Source organism: Candidatus Cloacimonadota bacterium, from assembly GCA_020532355.1.
Classification (GTDB): domain Bacteria; phylum Cloacimonadota; class Cloacimonadia; order Cloacimonadales; family Cloacimonadaceae; genus UBA5456.
In genome coordinates this window covers 1-2,606 of sequence record JAJBBD010000175.1, presented here as the reverse complement: position 1 = coordinate 2,606, position 2,606 = coordinate 1, and the positions used below count along the sequence as shown (strand labels likewise).

1 protein-coding gene is annotated in these 2,606 nt (G+C 47.9%); it reads right to left on the bottom strand.

Going from position 1 to position 2,606, the window contains the following annotated elements; translation table 11 throughout:
• Window positions 1-102: 102 nt before the first annotated feature.
• On the bottom strand, window positions 103-1,911 hold the full coding sequence (locus LHW48_06435; GenBank protein MCB5260096.1) for a T9SS type A sorting domain-containing protein: 1,809 nt from the start codon (window positions 1,909-1,911) through the stop codon (window positions 103-105).
• Window positions 1,912-2,606: the final 695 nt, after the last annotated feature.

Here is a 2,606-nt window from a genome sequence, read left to right as displayed (position 1 = left end):
GGCGTCCTCCGGCTACAAGGGACCTCCGGCTACAAAAACCGGCATATCACAAACAGGCGTAGATTTCACTCCGCGCCTGTTTGATAAGATAGGATGATTAGTTTACTTGGAAAGGGTCAGCTTCATTATGTCGTTCAGCCCTTTAGCTTGCAAGCGGACATAATAGACCCCGCTGGGGAGGTTTAGCTTCTGGGTATTCCACACAATCTGATGGATTCCTTGCTCTTGGTCTTGCAGCAGCATTTTATCTACCACTTGCCCCTTTTTATTGTAAAAAGTCAGCTGCGCATCAGATGCCTGAGGCAGGGTGAAACGCAAGGTGCTGGAGGGATTGAAGGGATTGGGATAGTTGCCGTTCAAACCCGGGGGCATAGCGATCTCAGGGCTTTGGCCTCCACCTTCGGTGCGGACTATCACCTGCAGCGGGCCATGCACTTCGCCATCGGAAGAGAACCCAATATCTTGCAGCCAGTAGAAATAGCTGCCATCTCCGGGAACTTCCCGATCTTCAAATAGATAGGTAGAGCCTTGTGAACTATTGGCCGCTAATATGCGGGGGCTGATCAAGGTAGCGCCAGCAAAATCCTGGTCTTCTGAACGATATATATAATAGGCCATTACGTTGGTTTCGGAGGAAGTTCTCCACTGCACGCGAACCGTTCCCCTGCCCAGAGCTACTGCAGTAAAAGATGAAAGGGTAACCGGCAAGGTGACATCGCCCTGGATGTATTGCCCGCCCACCAGGTCTCCATTGACCCTGAGGGGATTGTTCAAAATAAGTCCGGCAGTATTGGTGACTGTTAAGTTATTCACGGTATATGGGTCCGGGGTGGTGATGAAGTCTCCGCTATTTTGCAGCGTGTTGCCGCTGTACACATAGTTTGCAGCACTGGAATAGCTGGCAGAATTTGTGCGAACGGCGCCATAAGCTATTTTTTGATTCACAGCTATAGAGGATATAGATTCCGGATGAGCGGTGTTTACGGTGCTGCCCGGTTCCAGGACAAAGCTGGCATTGCCCCAATCCAAAGATTCAATGATGTATGGCCCCATATTCAGGGTGGAGCCGCTTTTTACCAAAATCACGGAATTTTCCCAGGGGTTCACCTGCAGGTTTTTCTGCAGACTTAGCCCGGCAGGGTTATCTATCGTGAGACTTCTTACCATATCTCCGATGCCTCCCGTAACCTGAGCCCCACTGCCGTTGAACAGATAGTGGGCCTGCTGCAATTGACGGACGCCGGTGAGACGAATGGCGTCATCAAATCCACCCGCATTGGCGATCTCAAAGCGCACGTGCTGGGCAGTGGTGGCCAGCGAACCGCTTCCATACACATAGGCGCCTGCTCCGGAAATGAACTTCGCCCCGTCTTTGAGGTCCAGACTCGCCGCGTAAGGCTTGCCGTCGTCCAGCAGTTCAATCCTGCCCATATTGATCAAAACCGCAGGAAGCCCTGTGCCCGCCACATAAGTAAGTGTGATAATTTCTCCGGATAATATATCTCCGTAATTGATCAGGGTAGCATTCGTATTCACCAGGATTTTCTTGATTTGAGCGGTGGCGCCTTCACTAACCGTCAGGTCAAAACCGCTTCTTAAATCCAGAGTCGTGCCGGATGCCATTACCATGTTTCCCTCCAGGATGAAATCCCGATCAAGGTATGTATAATGATTGATGTAAATGGTATTTTGGAAGGGAGAAGGCGGGGTCTGATTCGCAGCTTCCCAGGTGCTGCCATTGAATCTCGACCACGTGGATGGATTGGAAAAATAACCCCAACCCCAGTTTGTACGATAGTCGCCCAGCTCCTGAGCGGACAAAATGCTCATAAACATTGTGATCACCAGGATGGCCAGGACTTTATGTTGTAATATCTTGTTTTTTATTAACTTATGTATTTTAGCTTTCATTTTATTAACCTCACTACGACACAAGATAACGCAGCGCTTAAAATGCGCAAGAAATATATTTCAATAACGCAATTTATCTTTCTTGAAATCGCAGAGGTGATTAGTCTTAATCTAATATTTTGAGTCGCTATATATACGTATGGCAAAGGTTTCTAAGCTTAGGCATCTTTGCTGTTGCAGAATTACAAGTATCTGGTGTGGTTGCTGGGGTTTTTGGGAGAATAGAACGCAGATTGGATCGACTGAATGGATTGGGTCGATTGGGATGGAACGCGGATTGGAGCGGATCGGGCGGATATGCGCGGGTTTTTACCGGGGCAAATTGCTTGTACAGACTGGCTCTTTTGAGGATAAGATATTCTATTTGAAAGACGATTAATTTATCTTCTATGAAATGCCGATAATTTGAAAGACTTTAGAAAAACCGATAATCCGCCTTCCTTGAAAGACGATTAACCAACGCTCTATGGATTACATATAATCCGCCTTCCTTGAAAGACGATTAATCCACGCTCTATGAAATACATATAATCCGCCTTCCTTGAAAGACGATTAACCCACGCTCTATGGATTACATATAATCCGCCTTCCTTGAAAGACTTTAGGTGCCGGTTTCAACCGGCACATCGCGGGGCAGCTATCCGGACAAGACTTTTTCCTGGCCTTTGAAGGCCAGGCACACGGGCCAGTATCTC